At 74.1% G+C, this 24516-nt stretch carries 24 protein-coding genes and 1 pseudogene; 6 read left to right on the top strand and 19 right to left on the bottom strand.

The genetic code is table 11. The features are described 5' to 3' along the window. Positions 1–942, bottom strand: a complete 942-nt coding sequence (locus tag CMN_RS13130) for a carbohydrate ABC transporter permease (RefSeq protein ID WP_015491264.1) — start codon at positions 940–942, stop codon at positions 1–3. Between the two features lie 111 nt (positions 943–1053). Between CMN_RS13130 and CMN_RS13125 the strand changes: the two genes are divergently transcribed. Beyond that, positions 1054–2103, top strand: a complete 1050-nt coding sequence (locus CMN_RS13125; RefSeq protein ID WP_015491263.1) for a LacI family DNA-binding transcriptional regulator — start codon at positions 1054–1056, stop codon at positions 2101–2103. A 10-nt stretch (positions 2104–2113) separates the two neighbouring features. Here the strand turns inward: CMN_RS13125 and CMN_RS13120 are convergent, their stop codons facing one another. Continuing rightward, positions 2114–3196 carry a pectate lyase gene (locus CMN_RS13120; RefSeq protein WP_015491262.1) on the bottom strand — a complete coding sequence of 361 codons (1083 nt, stop codon included), beginning with the start codon at positions 3194–3196 and terminating at the stop codon, positions 2114–2116. A 234-nt stretch (positions 3197–3430) separates the two neighbouring features. Here CMN_RS13120 and CMN_RS13115 point away from each other — a divergent pair, with 234 nt between their 5' ends. After that, positions 3431–4567 (top strand): glycosyltransferase family 9 protein, encoded by a 1137-nt coding sequence (locus CMN_RS13115; protein WP_015491261.1) that lies wholly within the window; start codon positions 3431–3433, stop codon positions 4565–4567. 20 nt (positions 4568–4587) lie between these two features. Here CMN_RS13115 and CMN_RS13110 read toward each other — a convergent pair whose 3' ends face one another. The 13 genes and pseudogenes from CMN_RS13110 to CMN_RS13055 form a co-directional block, all read right to left on the bottom strand. Further along, positions 4588–5898: an alpha/beta hydrolase gene (locus CMN_RS13110; RefSeq protein ID WP_015491260.1), complete on the bottom strand. Its 1311-nt coding sequence runs from the start codon at positions 5896–5898 to the stop codon at positions 4588–4590. A gap of 127 nt (positions 5899–6025) precedes the next feature. Further along, positions 6026–7411 (bottom strand): glycoside hydrolase family 26 protein, encoded by a 1386-nt coding sequence (locus CMN_RS13105; protein WP_015491259.1) that lies wholly within the window; start codon positions 7409–7411, stop codon positions 6026–6028. Between the two features lie 109 nt (positions 7412–7520). Then, positions 7521–8528 carry a glycoside hydrolase family 26 protein gene (locus CMN_RS13100; protein WP_015491258.1) on the bottom strand — a complete coding sequence of 336 codons (1008 nt, stop codon included), beginning with the start codon at positions 8526–8528 and terminating at the stop codon, positions 7521–7523. Between the two features lie 603 nt (positions 8529–9131). Beyond that, on the bottom strand, positions 9132–9836 hold the full coding sequence (locus CMN_RS13095; protein WP_015491257.1) for an SDR family oxidoreductase: 705 nt from the start codon (positions 9834–9836) through the stop codon (positions 9132–9134). A gap of 73 nt (positions 9837–9909) precedes the next feature. Continuing rightward, positions 9910–11292, bottom strand: coding sequence for a PfkB family carbohydrate kinase (locus CMN_RS13090; protein ID WP_015491256.1), 1383 nt, complete (start codon positions 11290–11292; stop codon positions 9910–9912). Continuing rightward, positions 11289–13238, bottom strand: coding sequence for a glycosyltransferase (locus tag CMN_RS15505; protein WP_015491255.1), 1950 nt, complete (start codon positions 13236–13238; stop codon positions 11289–11291). Before CMN_RS15505 ends, CMN_RS13090 begins: the two co-directional genes overlap by 4 nt. Then, the gene (locus CMN_RS13080) at positions 13235–14287 is read right to left on the bottom strand and encodes a glycosyltransferase (protein ID WP_015491254.1); all 1053 of its coding nucleotides are present in this window, start codon (positions 14285–14287) and stop codon (positions 13235–13237) included. The genes CMN_RS15505 and CMN_RS13080 overlap by 4 nt, the downstream gene beginning before the upstream one ends. After that, positions 14284–15348 (bottom strand): glycosyltransferase family 9 protein, encoded by a 1065-nt coding sequence (locus tag CMN_RS13075; RefSeq protein WP_227077788.1) that lies wholly within the window; start codon positions 15346–15348, stop codon positions 14284–14286. The genes CMN_RS13080 and CMN_RS13075 overlap by 4 nt, the downstream gene beginning before the upstream one ends. 30 nt (positions 15349–15378) lie before the next feature. Then, positions 15379–15867: pseudogene (locus tag CMN_RS15370) on the bottom strand (D-glycero-alpha-D-manno-heptose-1,7-bisphosphate 7-phosphatase); the annotation flags it as partial. 146 nt (positions 15868–16013) lie between these two features. Beyond that, positions 16014–16673 (bottom strand): DUF2238 domain-containing protein, encoded by a 660-nt coding sequence (locus CMN_RS13070; RefSeq protein WP_015491252.1) that lies wholly within the window; start codon positions 16671–16673, stop codon positions 16014–16016. Beyond that, positions 16667–17512: an endonuclease/exonuclease/phosphatase family protein gene (locus CMN_RS13065; protein WP_015491251.1), complete on the bottom strand. Its 846-nt coding sequence runs from the start codon at positions 17510–17512 to the stop codon at positions 16667–16669. The genes CMN_RS13070 and CMN_RS13065 overlap by 7 nt, the downstream gene beginning before the upstream one ends. Before the next feature lie 65 nt (positions 17513–17577). After that, positions 17578–18270, bottom strand: coding sequence for a hypothetical protein (locus tag CMN_RS13060; protein ID WP_015491250.1), 693 nt, complete (start codon positions 18268–18270; stop codon positions 17578–17580). Between the two features lie 209 nt (positions 18271–18479). Then, entirely contained in the window at positions 18480–18950 is a 471-nt protein-coding gene (locus CMN_RS13055) for a MarR family winged helix-turn-helix transcriptional regulator (protein WP_015491249.1), read from the bottom strand. A 45-nt stretch (positions 18951–18995) separates the two neighbouring features. Between CMN_RS13055 and CMN_RS13050 the strand changes: the two genes are divergently transcribed. After that, positions 18996–19232: a hypothetical protein gene (locus tag CMN_RS13050; RefSeq protein WP_015491248.1), complete on the top strand. Its 237-nt coding sequence runs from the start codon at positions 18996–18998 to the stop codon at positions 19230–19232. 24 nt (positions 19233–19256) lie between these two features. Here the strand turns inward: CMN_RS13050 and CMN_RS14685 are convergent, their stop codons facing one another. Next, positions 19257–19577: an N-acetyltransferase gene (locus CMN_RS14685; RefSeq protein WP_052689669.1), complete on the bottom strand. Its 321-nt coding sequence runs from the start codon at positions 19575–19577 to the stop codon at positions 19257–19259. Positions 19578–19643: 66 nt separating this feature from the next. Here CMN_RS14685 and CMN_RS13040 point away from each other — a divergent pair, with 66 nt between their 5' ends. The 3 genes from CMN_RS13040 (at position 19644) to CMN_RS13030 (ending at position 22166) form a co-directional block, all read left to right on the top strand. Then, positions 19644–20267 (top strand): TetR/AcrR family transcriptional regulator, encoded by a 624-nt coding sequence (locus tag CMN_RS13040; protein WP_015491247.1) that lies wholly within the window; start codon positions 19644–19646, stop codon positions 20265–20267. A 156-nt stretch (positions 20268–20423) separates the two neighbouring features. Beyond that, complete coding sequence (locus CMN_RS13035) at positions 20424–21089, top strand: DedA family protein (protein ID WP_015491246.1); 666 nt, start codon at positions 20424–20426, stop codon at positions 21087–21089. A 48-nt stretch (positions 21090–21137) separates the two neighbouring features. Beyond that, entirely contained in the window at positions 21138–22166 is a 1029-nt protein-coding gene (locus CMN_RS13030) for a glycosyltransferase family 9 protein (protein ID WP_015491245.1), read from the top strand. Between the two features lie 10 nt (positions 22167–22176). On the opposite strand, the gene CMN_RS13025 is transcribed toward CMN_RS13030, so the two are convergent. From CMN_RS13025 to CMN_RS13015, 3 genes are all read right to left on the bottom strand, one after another. Continuing rightward, positions 22177–23214, bottom strand: coding sequence for a DUF1266 domain-containing protein (locus tag CMN_RS13025; protein ID WP_015491244.1), 1038 nt, complete (start codon positions 23212–23214; stop codon positions 22177–22179). 146 nt (positions 23215–23360) lie between these two features. Further along, positions 23361–23876, bottom strand: coding sequence for a hypothetical protein (locus tag CMN_RS13020; RefSeq protein WP_041465311.1), 516 nt, complete (start codon positions 23874–23876; stop codon positions 23361–23363). Between the two features lie 160 nt (positions 23877–24036). Beyond that, positions 24037–24396, bottom strand: coding sequence for a hypothetical protein (locus CMN_RS13015; protein WP_015491241.1), 360 nt, complete (start codon positions 24394–24396; stop codon positions 24037–24039). Positions 24397–24516: the final 120 nt, after the last annotated feature.

The following is a 24516-nucleotide window of genomic DNA, read 5'->3' as shown; positions in this document are numbered from 1 at the left end:
TCAGCTGTCCTTCCGGGTGCCGACGAGCTGCACCACGTAGGCGACCACCATCGTCAGGACGCCCATGATGATCGCGATGGCGGCGGAGTAGTTGAACTGCTGTCCCGCGAAGGACAGGTTGTAGGCGTACATGTTCGGGGTGAAGTACGAGCTGATCCCGTTCGGCGCCAGCGTCTGCAGGATGTTCGGCTCGTTGAAGAGCTGGAAGCTGCCGATGATGGAGAAGATCACGCCGATGACGAGCGCGCCGCGGATGGCGGGGAGCTTGATGCCGGTGATGATGCGGAAGGGACCGGCGCCGTCGAGCTCGGCGGCCTCGTAGAGGTCGGGCGAGATGACGCGGAGGGCCGCGTAGAACAGCAGCATGTTGTAGCCGACGAACTCCCACGTGACGACGTTGCCGATCGACGCGAGGATCCAGCTCTGCGAGAGCAGGTCGGGGAGGTCCCAGCCGGTGGCCTTCTCGATGTTGCCGACGAGGCCGAAGCGGTTGCCGTAGATGAAGCCCCACATGAGCGCCGCGACGACCGCGGGGACGGCGTAGGGCAGGAAGATCGAGATGCGGAAGAACGCCGTGAGGTGCAGGCGGGCCGAGTCGAGCGCGAGGGCCGCGAACAGGGCGATGAACAGCATGATCGGCACCTGCACGACGAGGAACAGGGCGACGCGGCCGAGTGCCTCCCAGAACTGCGCGTCCTGGAAGGCCCGCGTGTAGTTGGCGATGCCGACGAACGAGTTGCCGCCGACCATCCGCTCCTGGAACAGGCTGAGGTAGATCGAGTAGCCGACGGGGGCGATGAGGACGACGAGGAAGACCACGAGGAACGGGGCGACGAAGCCCAGCCCGGTCCAGCGTCGCCGGTCGCGTCGCATCGGGGGACCGCTGGGGCGGGCCGCGTCGGGCGCCGTCGGCCGGGCGGCCGAGGTCGACATCGTCGTCATGTGCTTCCACTTCGTCGGGGGATCGCGGCGCAGTCAGGCCCCCCGGGGGAGGGCCATCACCCCCTTCGGCAGGATTGGGTGTTTGCGCAAACATCTGTGATGCTCGCAACCATGACATCTCCACCGTCGGCCGTCAAGTCGGGTGGCCGGCGCACGCCCGGCGGCCGCACCGTGTCGATGGCGGACGTCGCGGCGCACGCCGGCGTGTCCGCCCAGACGGTGTCCCGCGTGTCCAACGGGGCGCAGAACGTGGAGGCCTCGACGCGGCAGCGGGTGATGGACGCGATGGCCGAGCTGGGCTACCGGCCGAACAGCGCCGCGCGGGCCCTGAAGACGGGGCGCTTCCGCAGCATCGGCATCATCATGTTCACGCTCTCGACCCTCGGGAACATGCGCACGCTCGACGCGATCGTCACGGCCGCGTCCGGCGCCGGGTACACGATCACGCTCATGCCGGTGCCGCACCCCACCGAGGGCGAGGTTGCCGGGGCGTTCAGCCGGCTGCAGGAGGAGGCGGTCGACGGGGTCGTCATCATCATCGAGGCGCACATGCTCGACCGGGCCGACGTGATCATCCCCGTGGGGCTGCCCGTCGTGATCATCGACTCCGACGCGGGCGACCCGTTCGTGGTCGTCGACACCGACCAGGAGCAGGGCACGCGGCTCGTCACGCAGCACCTGCTGGATCTCGGGCACACCGCGATCGTGCACGTCGCCGGCCCGTCCACCTCCTACTCGGCGGCCCGGCGCGCGGCCGAGTGGCGCGCGACCATGCTCGACGCGGGGCTGGATCCCGAGGATCCCGCGCAGGGCGACTGGACCACGGCGTCCGGCTACCGCATCGGCAAGGAGCTCGGGCAGCGCGCCGACATCACGGGCATCGTCGCGGCGAACGACCAGATGGCCCTCGGGATCATGCACGCGCTGCACGAGCTCGGCCGCGACGTGCCGGGCGACATCAGCGTGGTCGGCTTCGACGACACCGAGGAGTCGAGCTCGTTCTGGCCGCCGCTCACCACCGTGCACCAGGACTTCACCGAGATCGGCCGCCGCTCGATGCAGGTGCTGCTCGAGATGCTCGACGGCCGCGAGCCGTCCGGCGACCGCATCGTGCCGACGAGCCTCGTGGTGCGCGAGAGCGCGGCGGCGCCGCGGGCGTGAGGCGCCCGGATCAGCTCCGCGCGGCCCCTGCCCGTGGCGGGAGCGGCTGGCCCTTGGCGATGGTGCCCGTCGTCGCGATGAAGGTGTTGCCGCCCTCGAACAGCGCGTAGGTGTCCGAGGGTGAGTCGAGGTGGATCGCGATGGGGTTGTTCGAGTGGTCGAACTCGCAGCCCTCGACGACGACCCGGCCGCCGCTGCCGACCTCGATGGCCGCGTACTGCTCGGATCCTGCCTGCGTGTTGTCGAACGTCACGCCCTTCACGTCCACGTCGCCGCGCAGCAGCGGCCGTCCCCGGACGAGCGGGCCGATGTGGTCGTCGACGAGGTTCACGTGGAGGTGGCCGGTGACGGCGTAGCTGTCCTTCGCGTTGGCGCCCACGAGGATCCCGAGGCGCTCGGACGCGAGCGGCTGCAGGCCGAAGCCCCAGTCCCACGTGATGCTCGGGTCGATGTCCGCGTACGCGCGCGAGTACGAGAACGTGCTGTTGGAGATGGTGACGTCGTCGGCCCCGCGCGTCACCGACATAAGGTCGTCGGTGGTGTCGTAGGCGACGATGTGGTCGATCGTCACGTGCGCGGCCCCGCGCACGCTGATGGCCTCGTAGTTGACGCCGACGCCGTAGGGCTTCGTCGCCGCTCCCGTGAGCGCGACGAGGTCCTGGATGCGGCCGTGCATGGTGAGGTCGCGCACCGTCACGTCGTGGATGGCGCCCGCGTAGGTGAGGTCGAAGATCCGCAGCTGGATGTTCACGAGTTCCACCGTCGGGGTGGCGCCCTCGATGACGGTGCCGCTCGATGCCGAGTCGAGCACGTCGACGTAGACGGGCGAGGTGCCGCCGTAGAGCGAGGTGGTGATGACGATGTGGTGCACGTGCTGCGCGATGGCGTCGCGCAGGGCGGCGACGCTGGCGACGCGGGCGGTGGGGCCGGCGCCCGTGGCCGCGGAGCCGGAGCCGGAGTCGGCGGACGCGCTCGCGGTGGCGGAGGTGCCGCTCGCGGTCGCGGCGCTGGCGGGAGCGGTCGGGCCGGTGCCCGTCAGCGCGACGAGCAGGAGCGCGCCGGCGAGCGCGGCGGGGAGGAGGCGGATGCGCATGGGCGCCTCTCATGAAGGGGCGTCGGCGTCCGAGGAGGCCGACGCGAGATCGTGAGGCGGGCGCCCGTGGGACGAGCCACCTCTGTGTCAGACGATCGTCTGCCGGGTCACCGTAGCGGCGGGTGTGGGAGCGTCGGGCTGCCTCCGCACAGGGCCGCACGCCGCCCGCGTTTCGATGCGGCCGTCGCGGGGAACGGGACGGGGGACCCGCCCGCCCGAACTGGAGGCCGCCCCGTGCCCGTCGTCGCCCCGCTCCACGAGATCTTCTCCGACGTCCGCTCCATCGCCGTGCTGCGCGGCGGCGGGCTCGGCGACCTGATCTTCGCGCTGCCCGCCATGGCGGCGCTGCGGGCCGCGTACCCGGGAGCGCGGATCACGCTGCTCGGCACGCCGCTGCACCGCGCGCTCCTCGGCGGTCGGCCCGGCGGGCCCGACGAGATCGAGGTGCTGCCGGTCGCCCACGGCGTGCGGGACGTGCCGGGCGCGGATCCCGACCCCGAGGAGATCGAGGCGTTCGCGGCCCGCATGCGCGCGCGCCGCTTCGACCTCGCGGTGCAGGTGCACGGCGGCGGCCGCAACTCCAACCCGTTCCTGCTGCGGCTCGGCGCCCGGCACACCGTGGGCACCGCGACGGACGACGCCGAGCGGCTCGAGCGCGTGATCCCGTACGTCTACTACCAGCACGAGGTGCTGCGCGGACTCGAGGTCGCGGGGCTCGCGGGCGCGCCCGTCGCCGACCTGGAGCCGGTCATCGAGGTGACCGACGCCGAGCGGGCCGCGGCGGCGGAGCGCGTGACGGGCGCGCCGGGCGGGCTGGTCGTGATCCACCCGGGCGCCACCGACCCGCGCCGGCGCTGGCCCGTGGAGTCGTTCGCGGAGGTGGCGCGGCGGGCCGCCGCGGACGACGCGCAGGTGGTCGTCGTGGGCGACGCGACGGACGCCGTCGACGCCGACCGCATCGTCGCGCTCGGCCGCGACGGGCTGCCCGCGGAGCAGGCCGAGCGGATCGCCTCGCTCGCCGACTCCCTCACCCTCGGCGAGCTCGCCGGCCTCTTCACCCACGCCGACGTCGTGCTCGGCAACGACAGCGGCCCGCGCCACCTCGCGCAGGCCGTCGGCGCGCGCACGGTCGGGGTGTTCTGGTTCGGCAACGTGGTGAACGCGGCGGCGTTCGGACGCACGCGGCACCGGATCCACATCGGCTGGACCACGCGCTGCCCCGTCTGCGGAGTCGACGTGACCCAGGTCGGCTGGACCGCCGAGCGCTGCGCGCACGACCCGTCGCACGTCGCCGAGGTGCGCGTCGACGACGTGCACGTGGACGTGGACCAGCTGCGGCGGGCGTCGCTCGCGGAGCGCGTGCCGGAGTAGGCCCGCGTACCGGCGGCGCGTCAGCCCGCCGCGTCGAGCCGCGCCGTCGCGTGCGGCGTCGTCGCGATGGCCGCGTTCCGGAGCGACTCCGTGCCCGCGTCGAGGTAGCCGTACGTCTTCTCGTGCGCGGCGAACTCGGCGGCGCGCTGGGCCGGATCGCGGATGGCGGTCCACGCGCGGGAGTCCGGGTCGTCGTTCCACCTCGAGTGCAGGACGGGCGCGTGCGTGGTGACGGGCAGGAGGCCGCGCGCCGGATCCCCGTCGACGGAGATGACCGTGGCGCCGAAGCCGGGGGCGCGCGGATCCTGCCGGGAGAGACGGCCCCACACCGCCTCGCCGTCGTCCGCCGCCTCGCCCGCGTAGACGTGGCGGGCGTGCAGCTGGCGGGCGTTCGCGATGCCGTCCTCGACGCCCGCCGAGCCGAGCATGACGAAGGAGTCGACGCCGAGGTCGCGGGCGGCGAGGGCGTCGGCGGCCATGGTGGATCCGTACGAGTGCGCGATGACGTTCACGCTCGCGAGGTCGCCGCCGTGCCGGGCCGCCTGCAGACCCTGGATCTCGCTCGCCAGCAGCGGGGCGCCGCGCTCCGCGTAGTCGCCGAGCGTCGCGTCGACGCCGGGCGGCGGCGTGCGGTAGCCGATCCAGGCGACGACGGCGTGCGCGGCCGGGGCGCCGACCGCGGCCTGCGCGTCGAACACGTTCTGCGCGGTCTCGGTCCAGAGCTGCATGTCGTCGGTGTAGGTGCCCATGCCCGGCACCGTGAAGGTGACCTGGCGGGCGGTGTCGAGGTCGCCGACCGTGATGGCGGCGAGCGGCGGATCCCGGTGGCTGAGCGACACGAGCCAGCGCCGCGGCTCGGCGTGCCCGCCCGCGCGGGCCGCCGGCTTGAGCGCGTCGCGGATCGCGGTGAGCGCGGTGAGGCGGTCCCGCGCGTCGGCGTCGTCCGGGTGGGCGGCGACGGCCTCCCGCTCCGTCCGCAGCTCGGCGCGCAGCTGGCGCCGGTTGGCGGCGTCGCGCGAGGCGTAGTCGACGCCGTCGAGGTTGCCGACGAGCGCCGGCGAATTCCGGATCAGCGCGCGCTGGTGCTTCCGGTCCTTCGCGGCCCACCAGGACACGACGCGCTCGGGCGACGCGTCCATCACCTGCAGCTCGAGGGCCGGGTGCGCCTGGATCATCCGCTGGGCCTGCGACGAGGTGAGGGCGGCGTAGCGGTCGATCTGCGCGAAGCCCCCCTCGACGCCGGATCCGGGCGGGGCAGGCAGGATCACGAGGCCGACGAGCACGGCGGCGAGGGCGATCGCGGTCTCGCGCCGCCGGTGGGCTCGGGTCACCAGCGCCTCCTCATCGTGCGCGCCGCCGTCGGGTCTCCAGGGCGCATCTCAGATCGTAGGTCGTGCATTCCACGTGGCGCCCCTGCGCGAGCTACACGGCGACTGTGCGCGACCCCGACGCGCGGGATCAGCCGCGCCGCAGGGCGAGCGCGTCGCGGAGGGCGGTGGCGGAGGCGGCCGAGCTGTCGATCCGCCAGTCCTCCTCCTTCTTGAAGTCGAACCACACGAAGCCGAGCACGTCGGGCTGCGACTGGAGGTACGCGACGAGGTCGCGGTCCCAGTCGGCCTTGGATCCGCCGGTCTCGCCCGACGCCACCTCGCCGATGATGAGCGGCTTCCCGGGTGCGACGGCGCGCAGCTGCGCCATTCCGGGGCCGAAGAGGTCGGCGGGCGCGGTCCAGCGCTGGCCGGGCACGGCGCCCCAGTTGTAGCCGTCGAGCGCGACGACGTCGACCTGGTCGGCGCCGGGGTAGAGGGAGGCGAGGTCGGTGGATCCCGGGTACGGCACGTTCGGGCTCCACACCCACTTCACGTTCGTGGCCCCCTGCGCGGCGACGAGGTCGTGCACGTGCTTCCACGCCTGCACGTAGGAGCCGGACGCGTTGCCGTTGACGCCGTCGGACCACGGGTACCAGTTGCCGTTCATCTCGTGGCCGAAGCGCAGGTAGACGGGCTGGCCGTACTTCGCGAGGTCGGCGCCCCACGAGCGGATGTACGAGTCGTAGTCGCCGGCGACGATGCGCGCGTTCGCGTAGGCGGGCTGGTCGACGCCCGCGCCGCCCTGCCACGGCTCCCACGTGATGAGGCTGTCGGCGCCGCGCGCGGCCACGCTCCGGAGCCCGGCGATGGGCGCCGGGTGGGTGAAGTCGACGTGGCTCATCACGATGGAGGGGCTCTCGCCGAGCGTCGTCGACGCCGCGTCGAGCTCGCCGTTCGCCGTCGGCCCGCCGGGGGTCGAGAGGCCGAGGCGCAGGCGGGCGGAGCTGATGGCGGGGGCGGCGGATGCGGCGGGCGCGGGCGAGGAGGTCGCCGGGGCGGGAGCGGCGGTGGAGGTGGGCGCGCCCGTAGGAGCGGGCGCCGGGGTCGTGGTGGGGGCCGGGGCGGACGCGCCCAGGCGGGCGGATCCGTTCGACTTGGCCGTGGTGACGGTGAAGGGGGCCCCGGCCGAGCGGGTGCCGGCCGTCGCGGTGATCCGGATGGTGGAGAGCGAGGTGCGGGGGATGGTGATCGCGGTCGTGAAGCGGCCCGTGGCGGTGGTCGTGATGCGCTTCGTGGTCGAACCGACGGCGACGACCGCGGCCTTCTTCGCGGGGAAGCCCGTGCCGGTGACGGTGACGGGCGTGCCGACCGGGCCGGAGGCGACGGAGAGGACGGTCGCGGCGGGGGCCGTGGGTGCGGCCTGCGCCGAGGCGGCGCGGGCGCCGGCCGCGGGAGCGACGAGCACGGTGGCTGTCACGACTGCCGGTGCGACGGCGGTGACGACGGCGCATTTGAGACGGCGGCGAGTGGGCATGGCTGTAGGGTCCTTCCCCCGATGGATGTATGCGATCGTATGTTCTTCGTGGCCCTCCGTCCATCGGATGTCCGCCGAGCGACGGGATCCGATGGAGGGGGCTGAGCGGCTACTGGAGGCGACGGGCGGCGAGCGCGTCGTGGATGGCGGTGGCGGACGACGCGGAGCTGCCGATGCGCCAGTCCGCCTCCTTGTCCATGTCGAACCAGACGAAGGCGACGACGTCGGTCTGGGCCTGCAGGAAGGAGACGAGCTCGCCGTCCCACTGGGCCTTGGATCCGCCGACCTCGGAGGATGCGGTCTCCGCGATGACGATCGGCTTCCCCGGCGCGATGGCGCGCAGCTGCTCGAGACCGGCGCCGAATAGGTCGCTCGGCGCGGTCCAGCTCTGGCCGGCGACGGAGCCCCAGTTGTAGCCGTCGAGGCCGACGACGTCGACGTAGCCGGCGCCCGGGTAGAGCCCCGCGAGGGCGGTGGATCCGGTGTACGGCACGTTCGGCGTCCACACCCAGCGCACGTTGGTCGCGCCGGCGCCCACGACGACGTCGTGCACGTGCCGGAATGCGGCGGCGTAGGAGCCCGGCGCGTTGCCGTTGACGCCGTCGGCCCACGGGTACCAGTCGCCGTTCATCTCGTGCGCGTAGCGGAGGGAGACGGGTCCGCCCCACTTCGCCAGGGCGGCGCCCCACTCGCGGATGTAGGCGTCGTGGTCGCCCGCGGCGATGCTCGCGTTCGTGAACGTGGGCTGATCCACGCCGGCGCCGGCCGTCCACGGCTCCCACGTGAGGAGCGTCTCGGCACCGCGCGCCGCGACCGAGTCGAGGGCCGCGATGGGCGGCGCCTGCGTGAAGTCGGCGTACGCGAGCACGATGCTCGGGTCCTCGCCGACCTGCTGGGCTACGGCGTCGAGCTCGCCGGTGTCGGTCGGGCCGCCGGGGGTGGCGACGCCGAAGCGGAGCCGCGCGTCGGAGACGGTCGGAGCGCCGCTCGCGACGGTCGGGGCCGGGCCGGTGGTGGCGGCGCTGGCGGGGGATGCTGCGGTGAGGATCCCGGCGGTGAGGGCGAGACCCAGGACGAGGGTGGTCGCGGTGCGGATGGGGTGACGGTGGTGCTGCATTGTATCCAGGTTTCTGCGGATGTCCGCTCCCTGGAAGCTATCCGACGCTCCCCCGGGCACCGTGGCCGATGTCCGCTCACGGCCGGACGGTCAGGGGACGGTCGGGTGCGTCGGGGCGCCTGCGCCGCACGGCCCTCCGCGCCGGGCCGCGGGTCGGTACCGTCACGCACACCCCCGGACGTGCGGGCCCCGACCCCGACGGAGGGCACCATGATCGTCGTCGAAAGGGTGCTCGGCTTCGCGGGGCTGGTCGCCATGGTGCTCGTGAGCTGGCTGCCGGACGGCTGCGGGGTCTCGGGAGCGTGCGACTTCTCCCTCGATCAGGCGGCTTCACGACTCTGGGTCGTCGGGACCATCGCGGTGCTCGTGCTGTCGACCGTCGCCGCCGTGGTCTGCCGCACCCGCGCGTGCCGGCCGCGTGGGCGCCGATCACGGGGATGGCGCTCATCGTGGGGATGGCGCTCATCGTGGTGATCAACGTCGCCGTGCAGGTCATGACCGGCATCGCGACCCGCTGACCCCGGGGCGCATGACACGAGCCCGGCCCCGCGCGATGCGGGGCCGGGCTCGTCTCGTGCGCGCGTGGCGCGGATCAGCCGCGACTCACGGCCAGCTGTCCTCGAGCTCGTGCGTGATGACGAGCTCGCGGATCTCGCAGCCGCGCGGCTGGCCGAGGATGAACATCACCGAGTCGGCGACGGCGGCCGGGTCGTTGAGGTTCGCGTCGGAGCCGGGCTTGTACTTCGGGTTGCGGTCGTCGAAGAAGTGCGTCTTCATGCCGGAGGGGATCAGCGTGGTCACGCCGACCTCGCCCTTCGTCTCGGCGGCGAGGGCTCGCGTGAAGCCGAGCACGCCGAACTTCGAGGCGCAGTAGGCGGTGGCGTCGGAGACGGCCTTGATGGCGAGCGACGACGCGACGGTGACGACGCGGCCGTGCGACTCGGTGAGGAACGGCAGCGCCGCGCGGACGACGGCGACGGTGCCCATGAGGTTCACGCCGATGACCTTCTCCCACTCGGTGGGGGCGACGTCGACGAGGCGGCCGCAGCGGTCGATGCCCGCGGCGGTCACGACGGCGTCGAGGCCGCCGTGCTTCTGCGCGATCTCCGTCACGAGCGCCTCGGTGGCGCGGGTGTCGGAGACGTCGATGCGGTGCGCCTCCATGCCGGTGACGCTCGAGGTGTCGAGGTCGAGCACGATGGGCTCGCCGCCGGCAGCGAGGACCGCCTGCGCGACCGCGGCGCCGAGCCCGGACGCGCCTCCGGTGATGAGGACGCGGCCGGTGCTGGGGCGGGGGGAGTCGGTCATGGGTGTTCCTTCCGTGGAGCGGATCGCGCCGGGTGGGCGCGGTGGTGCGGGGGAGTCGTGCGGATCAGGGGGCTCAGCCGACGCGCGCGAGGGCGCCGGCGAGCTTCGTGGTGGAGCGGCCCGGATGGTAGGGCACGGTCACGGCCTGGCCGCCCCACTCGGCGATGACCGCCGACTCGGGGAGGTCCTCGGCGCGGTAGTCGCCGCCCTTGACCCAGAGGTCGGGCTTGATGGAGCGCAGCGCCTCCTCGGGGGTGTCCTCGGAGAAGAGCACGACCGCATCCACCACCCCGAGCGACATGAGGAGGTCCACGCGGTCCTCCTCGGTCATGATCGGGCGCTCGGGTCCCTTGAGGCGGCGCACCGAGTCGTCCGAGTTGAGGAGCACGACGAGGCAGTCGCCGAGCGCGCGGGCAGCGGCGAGCGTGCGGGCGTGGCCGGCGTGCACGAGGTCGAAGCAGCCGCCCGTCGCGACGACGGTGCCGCCGGCGGCGCGGGTCGCGCGGACCACCTGGAGGGCGCTCGCCGCGTGGCCGCCGATGGGGCGCGCCGCGGGCGGGCCGACGAGGGTGGCGACGCCGCCCGCATCCACGTACTCGGCCGCGGAGGCGACGGCGTCGCGCACGGCGTCCTCGACGGGGGATCCCGCGGCCAGCGCCGCGAGGGCCGTGGCGGCCAGGCGGTCGCCGGCCCCGCACGGGTCGCCGGTCGCGACGAGCGGGGCGGGGACGACGACGGGCATGGATCCGCCGGCCGCGCCCGACGCGGGCGCCGAGACGAGCAGGGCGCCGCGCTCGCTCATGGTGACGGCGACCGTGGTGACGCCCCACCGCTCCTGGAGCAGACGGGCGGCGTCGGCGGCCGCGGACACGTCGCGCCCGGCTAGCCCGGAGAACGCGCGCGCCTCGGCGAGGTTCGGGGTGGCGAGCGCGGTGTTCGGGACGGGCGGCTCGCCCGCGGGGTGCGGATCCCACACGAGCGGCACCTGGGCGGCGCGCGCGTCGAGGGCCGCGCGGAGACGGGGGTCGCGCGTGACGCCGCGGCCGTAGTCGGCGACGACGATGGCGTCGGCCGTGGCGATCGCGTCGAGCATCTCGTCGGTCGCGGCGGGCATGGGCGGCGGGGCGCAGCCCTCGTCGATGCGGGCGATGGCGTGGCCGTCGGCGCGGACGCGGGTCTTCACGGGCGTGGGCGCGCCGGACGGGCCGGCGACCACCTCGATCCGGTCGAGGCAGGCGCGCAGCGTCGCGGAGTGGCGGTCGTCGGACAGCACGGTGACGAGGCGCACGTCGTGCCCGTCGCGCGCGAGCATCGTCGCGACGAGGCCGGCGCCGCCCGCGCGGGGCAGCGACTCCTCGACCTCGATCACCGGCACGGGCGCGTCGGGGCTGAGGCGGTGCGCGGCACCGGTCATGTCGACGTCGAGCAGCACGTCGCCGACCACGACGATCCTCATGCCGGCACCTCCGCGGGCGCGGTCGTGGTGGACGCGGGCGCGACGGTCACGGGGACGGACGCGGATGCGGCGGCCGAGGCCGACAGGGTCGCGGCGGCCGTCGTCGCGGACGCGCGGGCGGCGGCCCGGTCGTTCGCCTGCAGCCGGCTCTCGAACGATCGGCAGATCGCGTGCACGGCGACGAGCTGCGCCTCCTGCACGTTGGCCGACGGCCCGTCGAGCGCTAGGGACTCGTCGCACGCCTCCACGAGCGGGTTCGGGCCGGGGCCCGTCATCGCCCAGGTCGTCGCACCGGCGGCGCGCGCGGCGGCCGCGGCCCGGAGGAGGTTCTCGCTGCGGCCGCTCGTGGAGAGCAGCACGACGATGTCGCCGGATCTCGCGTGCGCGTGCACCTGCCGGGCGAAGACCTCGTCGAAGCCGTAGTCGTTGCCGATGGCCGTGACCGCGGACGACTCCGAGTGCAGCGCGATGGCCGAGAACGGGCGGCGGTCGCCATCGAAGCGGCCCACCAGCTCGCTCGTGAGGTGCTGGGCCTCGGCCGCGGATCCGCCGTTGCCGGCTGCGATGAGGCGCGCGCCGTGGCTGAGGCGGTCGGCCATCTCGCGGCCCCACGCGGTGAGGCGCGGCGCGTGCGTGCGGAGGTCGGCGAGCACGGGGGCGAGCGCGTCGAGGTGGGCGTCGACCACGGTCGGGTCGGCGGGGAGGTCGTCGGGGGCGGCGGCCTGGATCGCGGCCCGGTACGCCTCGGCGGTGCGCGCGGCGACCGTCGACCACGCGTAGCCGTGCTCCATGCGGGCGCGGCCGGCGCGGCCGAGGCGGCGGCGGCGGGCGGGATCCGCGCGGAGCTCCCCGAGGGCGTCGGCGATGGCGGCGGGGTCGCGCGGCGGTACGAGGATCCCCGTCACGCCGTCGACCACGCTGTCGGTGAGGCCGCCGACCGCGGACGCGACGACGGGCACGCCGGAGGCCATCGCCTCGAGCGGGACGATGCCGAACGGCTCGTACCAGGGCGCGCACACCACGACGTCGGCGGTGCGCATCACGGCGGGCATGTCGGCCTGGGAGACGCGGCCGTGCAGGCGCACGCGGTCGGCGACCCCGGCGGCGCGGGCGGCGTCCATGAGTCGGCGGGCCTCGGGGTCGTCGGCTCCGCTCGCGGCGTCGCCGGATCCGCCGACGACGACCAGCTCGACGTCGCGGTGGCCGCGGCGGGCGAGGATCCCGACGGCCTCGATCGCGAGGTCGACGCCCTTGCGCGGCACCAGGCGGCCGACGACCATGACGCGCATCGGGCCGGCGGCATCGTCGTCGTCCGCGCGCGGCGTGAAGTGCTCGATGTCGACGCCGCACGGGATCACCGTGATGCGGGCCGCGTCGACGCCCGCGCGCACGAGCTCGGCGGCCTCGTCGGAGCAGGTGGCGATGACGGCGTCGGCGCGGCGGCCGACCCCGGGCTCGAGCTCGGCGCGCGCGGCGGGGCTGGTGTCCTCGGCGCCGAGGTGGCGGCGCTTCACGGATCCGAGCGCGTGGAAGGTGTGCAGCACCGGCGGGGCCGCGGCGGCGCCCACGGGGGAGGACGCGAGGCGCGCGGCGGCGTCGAGCGCGGCGACCCCGGACATCCAGAAGTGGCTGTGCACCACGTCGGGCCGGGCGGTGCGCCAGTCGGCGAGGAGGCCGTCGGCGAGCTCGCCCATGTGCGGCAGCAGCTCGTCCTTGGGGACGGCGCGCGCGGGTCCGGCGTCGAGGTGCACGACCTCCACGCCGGGCGCGAAGGCGACGCGGGCCGGCAGCGCCTCGTCGTCCCGGCGCGTGTAGACGGTGACGGTGTGGCCCTCCTCCGCGAGCGCCGCGGACAGCGCCGCGACGTGCACGTTCTGGCCGCCGGCGTCCACGCCGCCGAGCGTCGCCAGCGGGCTGGCGTGCTCCGAGATCATCGCGATCCTCATCGTGTCGTCCTCTCGTCGAGCGGGTGGTGCGGGGAGTGCGTGGGGGTGGATCCGGCGGGCGCGCGTCGGGCGCGACGCCCGGCGGTCGCGTCCACGGCGTCGTGCAGCACGGCGTCCATGTCGTGCAGGAAGCGGCCGAGCGAGTAGCGGGCGAGCGCGGCCTCGCGGGCGACGCGGCCGCGGCGGGCGGCCTCGTCGGGATCCTCGAGGAGCAGGCGGGCGACGCGCACGAGGTCGGCGGGGTCGGACGAGATCGCGCCCGCGTCCGGCGGCACCGCGCGCGACGCCTCGGTCGCGTCGAGCACCAGCACGGGCATCGCCATGTGCATCGCCTCGAGCAGCGACAGGCCGAGCGAGGTCCAGCGGTGCGGGTGGACGTAGGCGCGGAGCATCGCGAGCTCGGGGTGCATGCGCGCGGTCGGCAGGTCGCCGCGCGGCACGAGGCGCGCGCCGAGGTCGGGGAACGCGCCGGGCAGGAGGTCCGTGCCCATGCCGAACACCTCGACGGGCGCGACCTCCGCGAACGCGGGCAGCAGGTCGGTGCCGGTGATGCGGCCGCGGCGCACGGGCTCGTTGATCACCGCGCCGAACGACGCGGACTCGCCCGTGTAGAGCGCGCCCGGGTCGGGCACTCCGTGCTCGACGACCGTGGTCGGCGCGATGCCGGTGTCCCACATGAGCGCGTTGAAGCGCGTGACGTGGATCACGGGGATGTCGTCACGGCCGGCGAGCGCGTGCACGGTCTCGGTCGGGGCGCCGCGCGGGGTGTTGTGCTCGAGGAAGACGGCGGGCACGTCGGATCCGAGGCGGCGGCCGAGCAGTCGCTCCGCCTCCTCGATCTCCGGGACGCGCTGGAGGAGCACGAGGTCGACGTGCGTCTCGTGCAGGGACGACGGATCCACCTCGCGGGCGCTCGCGGGCCACGCGCGGCCGCCGCGGCCGAGGCCCCACGCGTCGCGGGCGGGCGTGGTGGGGAACAGGATCTCGTGGGATCCGAGCACGAACGAGTCGGTCCAGCCGCCGTGGACGTGCCACATCAGGATCCTCATGCGGGCACCTCCGTGCGGCTCGTCGCCATCAGCCGTTCCACCGCGTCGGCGACCTCGGCCGGCGAGACGCCCGCGAGGCACGGGTGGCCCGGGATCGGGCAGTCACGCGCGCGGCTCAGCTTGCAGGCCGCGTCCTGGTCGCCGAGGAGGATCACGGGCACGCGGTACGGCGCCCAGCGGATCGGCGGCACGACGGGCGAGAACAGGCTGACGACGGGCAGCCCCACGGCGGCGGCGAGGTGCGCGGGGCCGGTGTTGCCGCTCACGAGCACGGCCGCGCGGCGCATGAGCGCGCCGAGGCCGGCGAGGTCGGTGCGGCCGCCGAGGTCGAGGCCGGCGGATCCGGCGACGTGCGCCGTGAGGTCCCGCTCGTCGGGGCCGCCCGTGACGACCACGGGGATCCCGCGCTCGGCCAGGAGCGCCACGGCGTCGCGGTGCTGGTCGGCCGGATAGGAGCGCGCGCCGACCGCGGCGCCCGGGTGGACGAGCGCGAACGGGCCGTCGGGGAGGAGCGCCGCCACGTCGGACGACAGCTCGGCCGGTAGGACGGCGAGGCGACCGTCGTCGTCCGCGGGCAGCGCGTGGCCGGCCGCGGCGGCGATCGCGCGGGCGCGCTCGGGCTCGGGCTGGTCCTCGTCGAGGTCCTCGCCGGGCTTGAGGCGCACGTCGAGGAGGGAGCCGGCGTAGTCGACGCTGGCGCCCGTGATCCGGCCGACGCCCGCGAGCCGCAGCAGCAGCGCGAGCGGGAGCGGCGACTGGTGGAAGGACGTGAGGATGACGGCCTCGTCCGCGTCGACCTCCGCGAGGATCGCGTGCAGGGCGTCGACCGAGGCGGCGTCGGCGGCGGGCGCGGGGGAGGAGATCCATGGCGCTTCCCACACGTGCACCGCGTGGACGCCGGGCAGCAGTCGACCGGCGGACGCGCCGCGCGGGCCACAGAGCAGGTGGACCTCGACGGCCGACGAGGCCGCGACGGCGCGCACGGCGGGGCCGGAGATCAGCACGTCGCCCACCGAGTCGAGTCGCACGACGAGCACGCGGCGGGGCGCCGGGTCGTGGATGAGGAGGTGCACCGCGTCGAGGATCGTCGGGGCCACCAGCTCCGCCTCGGCCACCTCCTCCTCGCGCGTGACGGGCGTCGGCACGAGCACGCCGCGCGCGCCCGCGGCCCGGGCGGCGCCCATGTCGGCGGCGATGTCGCCCACGACGGCGACGCGCGACGGATCCACGCCCCACGTCCGGCAGGCCTCGAGCACCATGCCGGGCCGCGGCTTGCGGCAGTCGCAGCCGTCGTCGGATCCGTGCGGGCACAGCAGCACGAGGTCGAACGCGCCGAGCAGCTCCTGCACGCGCGCGTTGACGGCGTCGGCCTGCGCGCGCGTGATGAGGCCGCGCGCGATGCCGGACTGGTTGGTCACCATCCCGACGCGGAGGCCCGCGGCGCGCACGGCGTCGACGGCCTCGCGGGCGCCGGGCATGAGCGCGACGAGGGCGGGATCGCCGTTGTACGGCACGTCGACGACGAGCGTCCCGTCCCGGTCGAACAGGACGGCCTCGAGGTCGTTCCCGGGCGAGCGCATGACCGGCCAGTACCCGGCTGCTCCTCGAGCCAAACCCCGCCCGGAGCACTTCTCCTCGGGCCGTCAGACTTCTCCGACGCGGAGAGAGCAGCGCCCTCGGGCGGGGGCGCGACCACGGGGGCGCGGCGGTGGCGCCGCGCGCGCCGTCAGCGCCGGGGCGCCTCCGAGATCCACCGCGACCGCGCCAGCAGCATCGGCATGAGCGGCGCGATGAGCAGCGCCCCCAGCCCGCCGACCGCCATGTCGCCGATGGTGTCCGAGTACCCGGTGAGGATCTCCGGATCCAGCCACGCCTGCCCCGCCCACTCGCCGAGCTCCCACAGCGCCGAGAGCGCGAGGCCCACCGTGAGCGCGAGGAACCCGAGGGGCAGCGGCCGCCGGTCGACCACGACGCCCGCGCGGTCGGCGAGCAGGATCACGAGCGCGGCGAGCGCCGCCGTCGTGATGAGGTGCGCGGGGATGTCCCACCACGGCAGCGTCTCGTAGAGGTCGAGCCGGTTGCTCGCGGCCGAGACGAGCGTGGTGATCCCGATCCCGAGATCCAGCCCCGGCCGCGCCCCGAGACCCCGCGGAGCCACGAGCCCGAGCAGCGCGAGCGCGAACATCGCCGACGTCGTGCCCGTCCACGCGAACACGGAGAAGAGGAACGTGAGGAGCCCGATCACGCGGACGACGTCGGCGAGGACCGCCGTGATCCCGCGCGGCGGCTGCAGGAAGGTGAGCCCGGCCAGCCCGGCGAAGGCCGCGACGTCCGCGGGTGCGGCCGGCGCGTCCGGCGGGGTCGCCCCGGTCGGATCCGTCAGCACCGCACCACCGCCTGCAGCGCCTCGTGGTCGCTCGGCGCGCGGCCGCCGATGCGCGTGGTGTTGATGCCCACGCGCTCCACCTCGACGTCGGGCGTGACGAGCATCCAGTCGATGCGGCGGGTCGTGCGCTTTGGCGCCTTGTAGTTCGACCACGTGCCCCACTCGGGCGTGAGCCGCTCGCGCGCGGCGGGCCAGGCGTCGACGAGCGCGCCCGACTCGATCAGCAGCCGGTGCGGCTCCGTGTCGACGCCCGCGTTGGTGTCGCCCGCGACGATCGTGGGCACCTGCACCTCGGCGACGATCCCGAGCATCATCCGCGCGGACTCCTCGCGCGACCGCCGGGAGAGGTGGTCGAAGTGCGTGTTCACGTGGCGCAGCGGCAGACCGGTGGCGCGATCCGTGAAGTCGGCGACCACGGCGATCCGCGGCACCATGTTGCCCCAGCTGCGGGAGCCGGCGACCGCGGGCGTGTCCGAGAGCGCGACCTGGCGCCAGCTCGTGAGCTCGAGGCGGCGCGTGTCGTAGAAGGTGGGGCAGCCCTCGCCGTGGCCGTCGGCGTTGCGGCCGTGCCCGATCCGCCGGTAGTGCCGCCCGAGCGCGTGCGACAGCGCGCGGCCCTGCGTGGGCATCGCCTCCTGCGTGCCGAGGAGCGCCGGCTGCTCGCGCCGGAGCAGCTCGGCGATGAGCGGCTCGCGATCCGCCCAGCGGTCGGGGCTGCCCGGCCGGTACCGGCGGAACAGGCGCCGGAGGTTGTACGTCATCACGTGCAGCTCGGGGGCGTCGACCGGGCCGACGAGCGCCCGTCCGTCCTGGAGGGTGTCATCGGCGCGGAGGGTCATGGATCCATCGTCCCCCCGCTCTGCCGCGGCGACCGCCGCTGGCGGGGAACCGTCACGCCCGCGGGTCAGATGCAGCACTCACCCGAGCCGACGGCTGCCCGCATGCGCGCGATGGTCGACTCGACGCGTCCAGCGCCCACGATGAGGGCAGCCGCATCCGGGTGCACGTACCCCGCGATGTCGATCATGTCCGCGAGGATGCGCGTGATCGGGGCTGCATAGACGGGCTCGTGATGGGCGAGCCGGTTGCGGAAGATGCGGACGCCGTCGAGCTTGCGGTACAGCTCCTTCCGCCTCACCTGACCGAGGTGGGGGAACGCCCGCTGGATGCGCGGCTGCCAGAGCGCGGTCTCGTAGCTGAGCAGCGGGTCACGAGGGAGTCCGGCGTCGGTCAGGCCCACCCACAGACCGAAGCTCGTCGCCGCCACGACCTGTCCCGGTGTCGGTTCATCGATGCCCCGTCGACGTAGTTTCGCGATCGTGTCGGAGATGGTGAAGCGCTCACGGTCCAGGAGCCGCACATGCGGCTCCTCCCACCAGTCGTCGCGCCTGTCTCGTCGCATCGCGTCATGGATGCTGTTCCGGACCACGACCTCGACCACGCTGACAGGACCCCAGCATGCCGCCGTTAGCTCCGTGTTCCAGGCGTACAGCCGGAGACCGAGCCCGTCGTCGCCCGAATAGCGGTCTCGGTAGCGGGCGAACCTCGGCGCGCTCAGCAGAGCGGGGAGCGCGGTGAGCGTGGCGGGATCGATCATCGCGCTCCTTTAACGACGATGGCCCCAGGAGTCCGACCGGAGTCGAATAGTCCTGGGGCGCTACATAGTCGAGGATACTGGCCCTTCGGCGGCCTGTCGAGAGCCCAGCACGCGTCGCGGTGCACGGATCGCGCGAGCTCTGCCCGGTGAGGGAGTCGGATGCCGAACGGTCGCCCGCTGGTCTGCGTCGGTCGATATCGATGCCAGGGCTAGGCGCCCGCGGGATCCGGCGCCGCGTCGATGCGCGCGAGGAACGCGTGCAGGTCATCCCGGATCCGGCTGAGCTCCGACGGGGTCATGCCCGTGCGCTCGGCCACCTGGGCCGGCACCCGCTCGGCTTCGCTGCGGAGCGCGCGGCCGGCGTCGGTGAGGGTGACGCGCACCACGCGCTCGTCCTCGGCGCTGCGGGCGCGCTCGAGGAGGCCGGCCGCCTGGAGGCGCTTGAGCAGCGGCGTGATGGTCGCGGGCTCGAGGGCGAGCGCGCCGCCGAGGTCGGAGATCGAGCGTCCGTCGCGCTCCCAGAGGGCGAGCATCACGAGGTACTGCGGATGCGTGAGTCCGAGCGGCTCGAGGATCGGGCGGTACAGCGCGACGACGGATCTCGCCGCCAGCACGGTCGCGAAGCAGAGCTGGCTCTCGAGCGCCAGGGGATCCGTGCGCATCGCGCCCTCGTGTGCCATGCCAGCTCCTCGCCGCCCGCCGAAATACCGCGTACACTGAATACTATGACACGAGGTAAAGATCGGGAGGACGGCCCGCGGCGCGAGCGCGGCTTCGGGGCGGCCATCGAGCGGTTCAACGAGCGCCTCCGCCCCTACCTCGGCGCACCGCCGCTCGGCCCGTACACCGACGACCCGGTGTCCGAGCCACAGTCGCGCCTCTGCCCCATGTGTGGCAAGCCCATGCCGGACCACGACATCGACCGGTCGGGAGCGCGCACGCAGGTGCACTGCCCCGTCTGATCGAGGCGCTCGGGCGCCGTGGCGTCAGGCCGTCGGCGCCTCCACGCGCGCCGCCCGCCACATCGCCACCGGACGCGCGCCGGCGAGGCTCGTCAGCTCGCCCAGCTCGGCGAAGCCGTCGCGGAGGTAGAGCGCGCGGTTCCGCGCGGTCGACGACTCGAGGTAGGCCGCGGATCCGTCGGCGTCGACGCGGGCGAGCCCATGGGCGAGGAGCGCGGATCCGACGCCGAGGGCGCGCAGGAACGTCGGCGCCTGCCGGAGGGTCCGGTGCGCGGGGATGCCGCCGGGCGCCTCCCAGGCGGCCGCGGGTCGGATGGTCGGGACGGTGGGGCTGTCGGTGCTCATGGCCCCGACGCTGGACGACATATTCGGCCACTTGGCCAAATTGGCCGCGCTTGGTAGCTTTCTCCCATGAAGGCCGCCTCCGAGAGCACCCGCGCGTATGGATCACGCGACGCCCGGCGGGCCGAGCTCCTCGACGCCGCGGTGCGCGTGATGGCCGTCACGGGCGTCGCCGGGGCGAGCACGCGGGCGATCACCGCGGAGGCCGGCCTCGCGCACGGCGCCTTCCACTACTGCTTCGGCGTGCGGGAGGAGCTGCTCGGCGCGCTGCTGCGGCAGGAGGTCGAGGCGGTCGTCGCGCAGCTGGCGGCCGCCGAGGATCCCGCGGGCGCACCGCTCGGCGAGGTCGTCGCCCTGACCCTCCGCGCCGAGCTCGACCGGGTGCGCCGCGAGCCCGACCGCCAGCGCGTGCTGCTCGACCTCGCCTCGGCCGTGCAGCGGATCCCGGCGCTCGCCGACCTGCCCGCGTGGGAGCACGGCCGCTACGTGGAGGAGACGCGCCGCCGGTTCGCCGCGGCCGGCCTCGACGAGGAGCGCGCCGGGCGGTGCGCGGCGCTCGCGGTGGCGGGCATGCAGGGGATCATCGGGGCCTGGCTCGCGTGCCGGGATGCGGGCGCGGATGCGGCGGCCGAGCGCGCGGTCGCCGACCTGTCCCGGGCGGTGGCGCTACTCGCGGAGGACGGCGGGCGCTGATCCTCCGGGCCGCCCGCCGCGGCCGGACCACGCCGATTCAGCAGTTGTGGAAATGGGTTCCCTAGGCTCGCGGATCGGGGCGCCGCCGTGCGCTGTGCCCCGCGTATCGCGAGACCACCCCGACGCCCGACCCCCCCCGAGAAGACGAGAGGCCGCATGAGCGCCATCCAGGCAGTGACCCCCGGCGAGATCCATCCGAGCGAGGGGTACGACGGCTTCGTCGGCTGGGTCCTCTCGCTCATCGAGACGCTGGGGGAGGTGGGCGTCGGCCTCGCCGTGCTCATCGAGACGTTCGTGCCGCCGATCCCCTCCGAGGCGATCCTCCCCGTCGCCGGCTTCCTCGCCTACGAGGGCCGGATGAGCGCGTGGGGCGCGTGGGCCGCGGCGACCGCCGGCGCGCTCGTGGGCGCGCTCATCTGGTACGCGATCGGCGCCGCGCTCGGCCGGGATCGCACGCGCCGGCTCGTCGGCCGGATCCCGCTGCTCGACCACGCCGACTTCGACAAGGCCGAGGCATTCTTCACGCGCTGGGGCGGCACCGCCGTGCTCCTCGGTCGGTGCGTGCCGCTCGTGCGCTCCTTCATCTCCATCCCGGCGGGCATCGAGCGCATGCCGATCGGGCGCTTCTCGCTCTACACGGTGATCGGATCCGGCGCCTGGAACGCCATCTGGGTGGGCCTCGGCTTCGCGTTCGGCCCGGCAATCCGCCCGGTGCTGGAGGAGTGGAGCGGCCTGATCTCGTACGCGGCCGTCGGCGTCATCGCGCTGCTCGTCGTGTGGTTCGTGGTGTCGCGGCTGATCCGGCGGGTGCGGACGGCCTGAGGCACTGCGGCCCGACCGCCGCCGCGCTCCTCTGCCAGGCTGGAACCCATGCAGATCCCCGGCGCCAGCGCCGCTCCCGACGCCGTGCCCGCTTCCGCCCCCGCCGAGATCCTCGTCCTCCGCGCCATCAAGCTCGGCGACATCCTCGTGGCCGTCCCCGCGCTCCGCGCCATCCGCCGCGCGCACCCCGACGCCCGCATCTCGCTCGCCACCACCGGCTGGCTCGCGCCGGTCGTCGAGCTCCTCGGCATGATCGACGAGCACCTCCCGCAGCAGGGCTTCGACCACCCCATCGCGCGCGCGCCTGGCACGGTCAACCTCGCGATCAACCTGCACGGCGCCGGGATCGAGAGCCGCACCCTCCTCCACGAGCTGCGCGCGCACCGCACCCTCGGCCACGCCGCCCCCGAGCTCGACGGGATGCCCGCCGCCGACGGCCCCGCCTGGGAGGACCACGTCCTCGAGCGCTACCGCTGGGCCCGGCTCGTGTCGTGGCACGGCATGCCTGCGGATCCCGAGGACGTCGGCATCCTCGTCCCCGCCGAGACGCCCGTCGCCGAGCACGCCGTCGTGATCCACGTGGGCGCCGCCTACGGTTCCCGCCAGTGGCCCGTCGACCGTTTCGCCGAGGTCGCCCGCGCGCTCGCCGACGAGGGCCGCACGGTCGTCTTCACCGGATCCGACAAGGAGCGCGAGCGCGCCCTCGAGGTCGCGGCCCTCGCCGGAATGCCGACGGAGACCGTGCTCGCGGGCGAGCTGGCCCTCGACGCGTTCGCCGGCATCATCGCCGCCGCCGACCTCGTGATCTCCGCCGACACCGGTGCCGCCCACCTCGCGACCGCCTACGGCATCCCCTCGGTCGTGATCTTCGGCCCGGCCCCGCCCGAGGAGTGGGGCCCGCCCGCGTCCGGCCCGCACATCGTGCTGACCGACGCCTCCCAGCGCCTCGGCGACACGTTCTCGGCGATCCCGGATCCGGCGCTCCTCGCGATCACGCCGGCCCACGTCCTCGAGGCGGCGCGCTCGCTCGACGGCCACCGCGTGATCCGGCCCCTCACGGGCGAGCCGCGCGACTGATCCGGCCCGGTCAGCCGACAGGCGCGCCCTCTCCCGGCCACGGCACCTTCGCCGCGGGCCAGCCCGACGTGCGCAGCCCCTCCTGCACGCGCTGCGCGGCCTGGACGGTCTCGAGGCTGTCGGTGCGGAAGGCGAGGGCGAGCGCGACGTCCGCCCAGTACGCGTCCCAACCGTCGTATGCCGCGAACACGCGCGCGCCGACCTCGCGGATGAGCGCCCACGCGTCGTCCGCGGGCAGGTACCCGGCGACGTAGGCGTAGCGGATCGCGCCGATCGTGCGCTCGCTGTCGCCCGCGAGCAGCAGCACGGGCGGCCGGTCGCCCCGGGGCCGGGTGCGCTCCATGACCTCGAACTCGCTGCGCCCGGTGAGCGCGGCCATGCGCGCGACCATCCGCTCGGCGTCCGGGCCCGCCGCCACCTCGGCGAAGCGGGCCGAGACGAGTCCATCGGTCATCGCGTCGGCCACGAACAGCTCGAGGTCCGTGCGCGACGCGATGCGGAACTGCGAGTCGAGGGCCGCGCGCTGCTGGGCGAGGGACGCGATGGGGAGGGCCGGCCATCCTCCCGTGCCCGTGGCGCCGTCCGCGTGGCGCTCGCGGATCCCCGCCGGCAGCTCCGCGAACGTCGGCTGGAAGGCGAGCGACGAGTTCCAGAGCCGGTAGGAGAAGTCGCTCACCGCATCCAGCGCCAGGAGCTGCTGCTGCTCGAGCGTGACGGGGGCGCGACCCGCGGCCGCCACGTAGGCCCGCTGGTGGGCGAGCGGCGCGCGGGCGTCGCGGAGGTGGAAGGCCACGCTCACGATCGTCACGCCGAGCATGAACGCGAGCACGGCGACCACGGGCGGCCCGGTCATGTCCTGCCGGTCGGCGAGGGGCACCGCGATCACGAGCGCGACGATGGCGAACGGCGCCGACCACGCGGTGATGAGGAGCGCGCGCCGCCGCAGGGCCGCGGGTGCCGTGCGCCGGGCGGCGTCGGCCGCGCGCGCGTGCCGGTTCCGCATTTGGACGGGGAACTCGACATCGCCGGGATGGTTCTGGAGCGTCACCCTGCGAGCCTAGTCAGGGGCTCGGCGATCCCGACCCAGCGGTCGTCGCGATCACCCCGGCCGAGTCCTCGAGGCGGCCCGTTCGCTCGCCGGCCACCGCGTGATCCGCCCCCTCGCGGGAGCGCCTCTGAACTGCTTCGAACGTGTCAGCGAGTACGGAGCTGGCGAGCCACCTCGAAAGCGAAGTCGACGGCGACGCCTAGCGGCTGTGCGTGCAGCGTGACCTCATGGTCGAATCGCTCGCCGTCAAGCTCAGTAGAGGCGATCGCGAAGTCCCCGTGCCGGTGGAGCGCGAGGTAGCGGAGCCGCGGCACGTTGTCGGAGAGATGGTGCTCGAGGAGCGCCATGTCGTAGTGGAGCGTCAGCCATGCTGCCCACACGGACATGGTCCCGGGGTACGAGTCCCAGCTCCATGGGTCCAGTGGCGCGAGGTCCATGACCCCGGAGAGGCGCCGGTGCAGCTCGGAGACGTCTGTCCAGGCAGGGATCTCGAGCGCGGATCCCGTGGTCGTGCGGATCGATGTCGAGTCGTCGTGGAAGTCGAGGGCGTCGACGACGAAGTCCCCGTCTGGCTGCGATCTCTCGAGGAGCGTGAGCTTCGAGAGGAGATTGCCGCGGAACGTCACCGCCGTCGGCAACCTAGACTCACCCCACGACTTCATTGATCCATGCCGGGCAGATCTGACCGGGAGTCGTGAGGCAGTACTCCGTGACCACCCCCTGTGGGTCACCGTCCACGTTGCGGAAGTCGACCACCGTACGCACGCGCTCCGTCGCCTCGATCTTGCCGTCCGTGCTCTTGATGAATGTGGTGAAGTACTCCTAGCTGTCGCCGTGCTCCGCGTGGGAAGAGTCGGGATACTCGGTCGCCACTCGAGGTACCTTCCGATTCAGGCCGTGCTTGCTGTAGATGTGCTGTTGCGCTGAGATCCTGAGCACCACGAGACGATTCCGATGATCCTGCCATCGGGAACCTACAGGGCTGGCCTGGAGGGGAGCGACGAGGGGATCGCCATCCTCCGCCGCCATGGCCACGCTCCCGGGCATCGCCGCCGTGGTGACGATGTGGTGGTGCGTCGGAGCAATGTGCTTCTCCGTGGCATCCGCTGGGGGTGCCATGGTCGAACCTGCGATGAGGATGCTGGCGCCGATGGTGCTGAGGATCCTGGCATGGATGTGCACTGGGGTCTCCTACTCTCTGCGGGATCGCGCGTCACGTGGCGTGCCCGGGAAATCTAAAGGGAGACCGCAGCTCCGTCAGGGGACCTTCCACACGCTGTCCTCACCCCTTGCTCGGCGAGG

The organism is Clavibacter nebraskensis NCPPB 2581, from assembly GCF_000355695.1.
Taxonomy (GTDB): domain Bacteria; phylum Actinomycetota; class Actinomycetes; order Actinomycetales; family Microbacteriaceae; genus Clavibacter; species Clavibacter nebraskensis.
Note: the sequence above shows the minus strand (reverse complement) of the source record. Positions and strands in the feature narration are given on the sequence as shown.